General features: G+C 74.0%; 8 protein-coding genes. 6 read left to right on the plus strand and 2 right to left on the minus strand.

The window, feature by feature from the left end; all coding sequences use genetic code 11:
* On the plus strand, window positions 1-378 hold a 378-nt coding region (locus RIF68_RS21310; RefSeq protein WP_309052889.1), incomplete at its 5' end, for a class I SAM-dependent methyltransferase.
* Between the two features lie 42 nt (window positions 379-420).
* Here RIF68_RS21310 and RIF68_RS21315 read toward each other — a convergent pair.
* Complete coding sequence (locus tag RIF68_RS21315) at window positions 421-1,596, minus strand: serpin family protein (protein WP_309052890.1); 1,176 nt, start codon at window positions 1,594-1,596, stop codon at window positions 421-423.
* A gap of 155 nt (window positions 1,597-1,751) precedes the next feature.
* On the opposite strand from RIF68_RS21315, the gene RIF68_RS21320 reads away from it, so the two are divergent.
* The 3 genes from RIF68_RS21320 (at window position 1,752) to RIF68_RS21330 (ending at window position 3,093) form a co-directional block, all read left to right on the plus strand.
* A complete protein-coding gene (locus RIF68_RS21320; RefSeq protein ID WP_309052891.1) occupies window positions 1,752-2,162 on the plus strand; it encodes an ankyrin repeat domain-containing protein in 411 nt (136 codons plus the stop codon).
* 83 nt (window positions 2,163-2,245) lie between these two features.
* On the plus strand, window positions 2,246-2,578 hold the full coding sequence (locus RIF68_RS21325; RefSeq protein WP_309052892.1) for an antibiotic biosynthesis monooxygenase: 333 nt from the start codon (window positions 2,246-2,248) through the stop codon (window positions 2,576-2,578).
* Window positions 2,579-2,616: 38 nt separating this feature from the next.
* Window positions 2,617-3,093: a GNAT family N-acetyltransferase gene (locus tag RIF68_RS21330; protein WP_309052893.1), complete on the plus strand. Its 477-nt coding sequence runs from the start codon at window positions 2,617-2,619 to the stop codon at window positions 3,091-3,093.
* Window positions 3,094-3,169: 76 nt separating this feature from the next.
* On the opposite strand, the gene RIF68_RS21335 is transcribed toward RIF68_RS21330, so the two are convergent.
* Complete coding sequence (locus tag RIF68_RS21335; protein ID WP_309052895.1) at window positions 3,170-5,230, minus strand: MFS transporter; 2,061 nt, start codon at window positions 5,228-5,230, stop codon at window positions 3,170-3,172.
* 363 nt (window positions 5,231-5,593) lie between these two features.
* Here RIF68_RS21335 and RIF68_RS21340 point away from each other — a divergent pair, with 363 nt between their 5' ends.
* On the plus strand, window positions 5,594-6,559 hold the full coding sequence (locus RIF68_RS21340) for a peptidoglycan-binding protein (protein ID WP_309052894.1): 966 nt from the start codon (window positions 5,594-5,596) through the stop codon (window positions 6,557-6,559).
* 155 nt (window positions 6,560-6,714) lie between these two features.
* Window positions 6,715-7,081: HAD family hydrolase (locus tag RIF68_RS21345; protein ID WP_375165729.1), on the plus strand; the 367-nt coding region annotated here is incomplete at its 3' end.

Consider the following 7,081-nt stretch of genomic DNA (forward strand, 5'->3'; position numbering starts at 1 on the left):
GCCCGCGCCAACATCGCCCGCGCCGGCCTGGGCAAGCGGGTCGAGATCCGCACGGGGGCCGCCCTCGACACCCTCCCGCTCCTGGAGCGCGAGGGCGCGGGCCCCTTCGACTTCGTCTTCATCGACGCCGACAAGGTCAACAACCCGCACTACGTCTCCTGGGCGCTGAAGCTGAGCCGCCCGGGCAGCCTGATCGTCGTGGACAACGTCGTACGCGGCGGCAAGGTCGTCACCCCGCACCCGGACGACCCGGCGATCACCGGCACCCGCGAGATGTTCGACCTCGTCGCCCGCGAACCGCGCCTCGACGCGACCGCCCTCCAGACGGTCGGCACGAAGGGATACGACGGGCTGCTGATCGCCCGCGTGACCGGCTGACGGTCGACCGGCAACCCCGTCCGGCCCCCGTCGGCAGGGGCCTCAGGCGACGGGCGCGGTGCGCCGCCAGCCGGCGAAGAGGGGCAGCCGGCCCGTCGCGTCGAGCACGACCATGCCGAACGGCCGGTCGAAGGCGACCCGTTCCACCGCTTCGGGACGGGGCGGTGCCGCGCTGCGGGCCATGGTCACCTGGGTGACGGCCGCGGCCTCCACCCCCTCCTCGGCGATCTCGACCAGCGCCTCCTGCGCGACCCCGGAGACGAAGAGGTCCGCCGCCGAGAGCCCGGAGAAGTCAGCCCCGGGGCGCACGGCGTGCGTGACGCCGAGGGCCGGCAGGTCGCCGGTCACGTCGGTCCGCGTACGCAGCGAGAAACGCGGCAGGGCGACGTCGACGGCCCGCGCGCCGAGCGGGACACGGTCGCCGTCGTCGCCGGCCCAGGCGGCGGCGATCACCTCGCTCGGCCCCGCGTCCCGGGGGCCGAGCGCGAACCGCACCCGGGGCGCCCCCTCCCCCGCGCAGGGCAGCTCCACGACGGTGACCCGGCCCGTCCGCCACGCCCAGGCGCCCGGCACGCGCCGGTGCATCGTCGGTACCGGCCGGGTGACCCCGTCGCCGTCCGTGAAGGGCGCGTCCCGGGTGAGGCGCCGGGGAAAGGCGCTCGCCCATGAGGCCTTCAGCGCCACGGCGTTGACCAGCACCAGCTCCTCCGAACCGTCCAGCTCCAACGGCAGCCGCGCGATCCTGCCGCCCGTGGCCCCCCGTACCCAGGTGTCGATCGCGCCCTGGGCGTCCGCGTCCCCCGGTTCGAAGGACAGATCGTCCGTGGCGCCGGAAGCGGTGTCGGGAAGCGCGAAGTACGCCGCGCCGGGCAGCGTCCCGAACCGTACGTCCGGCAACCCGCTCCGGAAGGAGCCGAGCACCGGCACCGTGCTCCACACCCCGGTCGCGACCGCGGCCCCGACCGCCCCCTCGCCGATCCGCCGTCCGACCTCGGTCACCGCCTCGGCCGCCGCCTCCCCGCCGGCCCCGACCACCTCCCGCAGCTCCGCGGCGGTCCGCCCCCGCGCCCCCGCGGCCACGACGCCGAGCGCCAGCCACAGCCCGGCGGGCGCGCACACGAAGTCCCGCGCCCCGAACCGCTCCACCCACCGGCCGCCCCACTCCCGCACCGCGTCGGCGGCGCGTCCGAGGTGATCGTTCGCGGGGTGCGGGGCCATATCCTGCCTCCATGAGCGTCGGGAACGTGAACGGGCCGAGCCACTCCCCCGGGGGCGGCCTTCCGCATCATGCCCGGCTCGCGGCAAGCAAGGGGCCGTTCCCGCGGCAGGACGCCTCCCGCACCGCGCGCGCCCCGAGGCCGGCCTGAGCGAGCGTGAACAGACGACGGCGGAAGAAGCTGAACCGGCGCCTCGTCGAGGCGGCGGCCTTCGGCGACCGTACCCGCATCCGCGCTCTGCTGCGGGCCGGGGCCTGCCCGGACGCCCGCGACGCCGAGGGCACCACACCGCTCTACGCGGCATCCGTCGCCGGGGCGACCGACAACGTCCTGTGCCTGCTGGCAGCCGGGGCCTCGCCGGACACCGAGAGCGGACACGGCGCGGAAGGCACACCCTTGTGCGCGGCCGCGTGCTGGGGCCACACCGAAACCGTGCGCGCGCTGCTCGCCCACGGCGCCGACCCCCAGCTCCGCGAGGACCACGGAACGGGCCGTTCCCCTCTCGAATGGGCGACGACCGGGCCCAACCCCGACACGATCGCCGCGCTTCTCGTCGCGGGCGCCTGACCACGCGACCACACCGCACCGGCGGGAGCGGAAGACCGCACGCACGCCGACGAGGCGGGGTGCGGGGTCATATCCTGCCCTCCATGAGCATCGTGAAGATCAACGTCCTGACCGTCCCCGCGGAGCAGCGGGAAGTCCTGGAGCAGCGGTTCGCCTCGCGGGCCGGGGCCGTGGAGGGGTCCGACGGATTCGAGTGGTTCGAGCTGCTGCGCCCGCTGGAGGGCACCGACCAGTACCTGGTGTACACCCGGTGGCGCAGTGAGGAGGACTTCCAGGCCTGGATGAACGGTTCCATGAAGGCCGCCCACCAGGGCACGGCCGGCGGTGAGGGCGGGGCCGAGCGCCCGAAGCCCGCCGCCTCGGGCTCGACCCTGTGGTCGTTCGAGGTCGTCCAGCAGGCGTCCCCGAAGAACTGAGGTGCGTCCGGTGTCGTGCGCGTCCCAGAATGGCGCGCATGACCTGGACCTTCACCCCCGAGCGCGTCGACACCCCGGACGCCACCGCCCTGCGCCGCGACTACTACGGCGACGTCGCCGGCCGCTACTGGAAGCGGCCCGCCACCGAGGCGGAGGTCGACGAGGGCCTGGCGAACGACGGGGTGGAGCTGTTGACCGCGCCCACCGGCGCGTTCCTGGTGGCCCGCTTCGCCGGCGAGGCGGCCGGATGTGGTGGCGTCCTGCTCCTCGACGAGGAGCGTGCCGAGCTGACCCGGGTGTTCCTGCGGCACGCCTACCGGGGCAAGGGCGGCGCGGGGCCGCTCCTGGCGCATCTGGAGGACGCCGCGCGGGAACTCGGCGCCCGCCGGATGGTGCTGAACACGCGCCTGGACCTGATCGAGGCGCGGGCGCTGTACACGCGGCACGGGTACGCGGAGATACCGGCGTACTGCACCGGCCCGTACATGGAGATCTGGTACGGCAAGGAGCTCTGAGCCGCCGCCCGGCCTGCCCGCCCGGTCGCGGGCGGAGCGCCTCGCCGGCCTGGGAACGGCGGCGTGACGCCGCCTCTCAGACGTGGTGGTCGCGGGGCGGTTGCGGCGCGTGCGGCCGTTCCGCGTCCGAGCCGTTCAGCTCGGCCGTCAGCTCCTCCACGAGCCGTACGAGATCGGTGGGCCGGTCCGGCCCCCACCAGTCGCCGAGGAGTTCGGCCAGCGAGTCCTCGCGGGCCTTGGCCAGCTTCGTCGCGGCCATCACCCCCTCGTCGGTGAGCATCAGCTGGAGTCCTTCCCTGCGGGCCAGGCGCCGGCCCTCCACCTCCCGGGCCGCCTCGGTGATCGCCCGCAGCGGCACGGGCGTGCTCTCGGCGAGCAGCGCCGGTTCGACGGACCCGTGCCGGCGGATGCGCAGGAGCAGCCAGCTCGACGCGGGCAGCAGGTCGAGCCCGGCGCGGGCGGTGATCTTCTCGTACACCGCCTTGCGTCCCTCCCGGGACCCGAGGACGGACAGGGCGCGGGCGCATTCGTCGTAGGAGGAGCGTTCGACCGGGTTGGAGGCGAGCGTCTGGCTGGTGTCGGGCGCGGTGACGGAGCCGCGCAGCCGGTCCTCCTTGAGGAACCAGGAGATGACGAAGGCGAGGAGGACGACCGGTGCCGCGTACAGGAAGACGTCGGTGATGGACGTGGCGTACGCGTGGAGCACGGACGGCCGCAGTGGGGGCGGCAGCGCCCCGATGGCACGCGGATCGGCGGCGACCTGCTCGGGCCCGGTGCCGGGTGGCACGCCGGGTCCGGCGCCGGCGAAGACGTCCTCCAGCTTGTGCGTGAGCCGGTTGGTGAAGATCGTGCCGAAGACGGCGACGCCGAAGGAGGCTCCGATGGAGCGGAAGAAGGTGGCGCCGGAGGTGGCGACGCCCAGGTCCTCGTAGGAGACGGCGTTCTGCACGACGAGGACGAGGACCTGCATGACCAGTCCCAGGCCCGCGCCGAAGACGAAGAAGTAGACGCTCATCCGCCAGGTGGAACTGGTCTCGCTCAGCAGGTGGAGGAGGAGCAGGCCGAGGGCGGTGACGGCGGTGCCGAGGATCGGGAAGACCTTCCACCGGCCGGTGCGGGAGACGATCTGCCCGGAGGCGGTGGAGGTGAGGAGCACGCCGAAGACCATGGGCAGCATGTGGACGCCGGACATGGTCGGGGTGACGCCCTGGACGACCTGGAGGAAGGTCGGCAGGTAGGTCATCGCGCCGAACATCGCGAAGCCGATGACGAAGCTGATGACGGAGACCAGCGTGAAGGTCCGTACCCGGAACAGCTTGAGCGGCAGGACCGGCTCGGCCGCCCGCCGTTCGACGCGCACGAACCAGACGAGGAGTACGGCTCCGAGGACGGCGAGGCCGATGATCTGCGCCGAGCCCCAGGCCCATGTCGTACCGCCGAGGGAGGCGACGAGGACGAGGCAGGTGGCGACGGAGGCGATGAGGAAGGTGCCGAGGTAGTCGATGGTGTGGCGGGTGGAGCGGACCGGGATGTGCAGGACGGCGGCGATGACGAAGAGGGCGACGATGCCGACCGGCAGGTTGATGTAGAAGACCCAGCGCCAGGAGAGGTGCTCGGTGAAGACACCGCCGAGCAGGGGGCCGAGCACGCTGGTGGCGCCGAAGACGGCGCCGAAGAGACCCTGGTACTTGCCGCGCTCGCGCGGCGACACGAGGTCGCCGACGATCGCCATCGACAGGACCATGAGCCCGCCGCCGCCGAGGCCCTGGACCGCGCGGAAGGCGATGAGCTGCGGCATGTTCTGGGCGATGCCGCAGAGGGCGGAGCCGACGAGGAAGATGGCGATGGCGGACTGGAAGAGTTTCTTCCGCCCGTACTGGTCGCCGAGTTTGCCCCACAGGGGGGTCGCCGCGGTGGCGGCCAGCATGTAGGCGGTGACCACCCAGGAAAGGTGTTCCATGCCGCCGAGTTCGCTGACGATGGTCGGCAGGGCGGTCGACACGATGGTCTGGTCGAGCGCGGCGAGCAGCATGCCGAGCAGCAGCGCGCCGATCGCGACGAGGACCCCGCGGTGGCTCTGCCCCGCTCCGGGCGCGGGGCCGCCGCCGAGCTGGGGCGAGCGGATGTCCTGGGCCATGGGCGTCTCCTCGGAGGTTCCCTCCATCATGATCCGAATGTCCGGATATGGCCTGCCGAGGGGCACGTGTGTTCACCCGCCCGAAGGGGGCGGACTGCATAATCGCTCGCAGTTGTTTCGGGGAGGGGACCCATCATGACCGGACACGTCTGTGCTGAATGCGGTGGACACAGACCTGGCTGCGCGTGCGCCCGGGCGGCCGAACTCGCGGCGGAGGTGGCGGCGGCCGAGGACTTCGATCCGCTGCGCATCCGGCCGTACGTGACGCTGGAGGCGGCGGAGACGGGGGACGCGGGGTCCGGGGGGCGGGATCCTGCTGGTGGGGGTGGTGGGGTCGGTGGGGAGGATCCGCCGACTGCGCGCTTGACTGCGGTCCGCCCGGAGGACGTGACGGGCGGGATGTACGGGGACGCCGGGACGTACGGGGCGGACGGGAGCCGCGGGGCGGACGCGGGGTCGTACAGGGCGGGCCGCCCGGAGGCGTACGAGGTGGGCCCGGAGCCGTACGGCGGTGGCGGTGGCGCCGGCGACGAGACGAGGCCCGTGCTGCTCGGCGGAGTCGGCGCGGTGGGCGCGGTGGGCGCGGCGGGCGTGCGCGACGGGGCCGGACCGCGTCGGCGCGGTGCCCGGCGGGGCGGGACGGTCGTCCTGGTGTCGGCCGCGGCCGTGGCGGGCACGGCGGCCCTCGCCGCGGCGGTGCTCGGCTTCGGCGGCGAACGCGAGGACCGCGCGGCCGTGCCCGAGGTGACCACGAGCGCGTCGCTGAACGTCGCCGTCTCGGAGGCACCGTCCACCGCGACGCCGTCCTCCGAGGGCTCCGAGCCGTCCTCCGCACCCCCGTCGACGCGGGAGAGCTCCGCCTCCCCGTCCGGCTCGGCGACCCCTACGGCCTCGGATTCCCCTTCGACCTCCGCCTCTCCCTCCGGCCCCTCCCCGGGTCCCGCGACCGCGTCCCCGTCGGCCTCCGGTACGTCGACGGCGCCGGGCGCCCCGGCGGGCCCCGCCTCCACGGGCCCGGCGGCGCCCACGACCGGCACGGGCGAACCGAGCACCCGGCCGGTCGCGCCGCCTCCCCCGGAGGAGACGGAGGAACCCACGGAGGAGCCGCGCACGCTGGACTACGGGGACAGCGGGGCGGAGGTGCGGGAGCTGCAGGAGCGGCTGACCGACGTGGGCGCCTACAGCGGGCCGCTGGACGGCGAGTACGACCAGGGCGTCTGGCGCGCGGTGAAGGCGTACCAGTCGTGGATGTACATCCAGGACGACCCGAGGGGCGTGTACGGCCCCGCGACCCGCGAGGTTCTGGAGCGGAACACGCCCCACATCTGACCCCGACGGCAGTTCCGGGTCCGCTCGATGCGGCGGACGGGGTGGCCAAGACCGCCCCCGGTTTTGTATCGTGAAAAAACAAAGTGGCCCCGCTCGCACTCCCTGACCGGCGGGCGGGTCCACTCTGTTCTCCGCGCCACCCCTCTGGAGACCTCATGGCCGCCACCACCCCGGCACCGCTCACCGCCCGCGCCCTCCTCCTCGACATGGACGGCACCCTCGTCAACTCGGACGCCGTCGTCGAACGCTGCTGGCGCCGCTGGGCGGACCGGCAGGGCCTGGACGGGGACGAGGTCCTCAAGGTGGTGCACGGACGCCAGGGGTACGCCACGATGGCGCTCCTCCTGCCCGACCGCCCGATGGAGGAGAACCACGCGGACAACCGCGTCATCCTGGCCGAGGAGACCGCCGACCTCGACGGGGTCGTTCCCGTCGCCGGCGCCCCCGCCTTCATGGACGCGATCGCCGGGCTCCCGCACGCGCTGGTGACCTCGGCGGACGCGGCGCTCGCCCGGGCCCGGA

Origin of the sequence: Streptomyces sp. (assembly GCF_031178505.1) — a bacterium.
Classification (GTDB): Bacteria; Actinomycetota; Actinomycetes; order Streptomycetales; family Streptomycetaceae; genus Streptomyces; species Streptomyces gulbargensis.

Excerpts from the sequence above, each read along its gene's own strand:
- RIF68_RS21315 (WP_309052890.1), bottom strand. The coding sequence starts at position 1,596 with ATGGCCCCGCACCCCGCGAACGATCACCTCGGACGCGCCGCCGACGCG.
- RIF68_RS21325 (WP_309052892.1), top strand. The coding sequence starts at position 2,246 with ATGAGCATCGTGAAGATCAACGTCCTGACCGTCCCCGCGGAGCAGCGG.
- RIF68_RS21330 (WP_309052893.1), top strand. The coding sequence starts at position 2,617 with ATGACCTGGACCTTCACCCCCGAGCGCGTCGACACCCCGGACGCCACC.
- RIF68_RS21335 (WP_309052895.1), bottom strand. The coding sequence starts at position 5,230 with ATGGCCCAGGACATCCGCTCGCCCCAGCTCGGCGGCGGCCCCGCGCCC.